1 pseudogene is annotated in these 394 nt (G+C 50.8%); it reads left to right on the top strand.

What is annotated here, in order from left to right:
- A pseudogene (locus tag KDK95_RS35295) lies at positions 1-223 on the top strand (Pnap_2097 family protein); the annotation flags it as partial.
- Positions 224-394: the final 171 nt, after the last annotated feature.

Genomic DNA, 394 nt, shown 5'->3' on the forward strand with positions numbered 1-394 from the left:
GTATCAGGCATTGGCCGATCGCGCCTTGGAAAACTGGTTTCCTCGCAAGGGGCCGGTCGTCCAAAAGGACGTTTTCTTCCTTGGAAATATCGAACAAAATGAAAGCGTTTTCTTCGACCTCATTGATTGTTCTGACGAACAAAAAACTGTCCATGGGCAGCTACGACGCGAAAATGGGAAGGTGATCGCCAAAATATTCGGCACCTGGAAATGTCTTCGTTGAGCCTGCACAGGGCCGCACCAGCTGCGCGCTTGATGCGGCATCCCGCTAGTGATCTAGTGGATGATGAAATCAAGGTGAACTTCAGCAGCTCGTCTCATGATGTTCGACCGCTCCTATGCTAGCGTTCTTTGCGCGTCCGAAAAGACGCACGGCGTTGTAGAGAAAGAAATG

It is taken from the genome of Actinospica acidithermotolerans (assembly GCF_018139625.1).
In the GTDB taxonomy this organism is placed as follows: domain Bacteria; phylum Actinomycetota; class Actinomycetes; order Streptomycetales; family Catenulisporaceae; genus Actinospica; species Actinospica acidithermotolerans.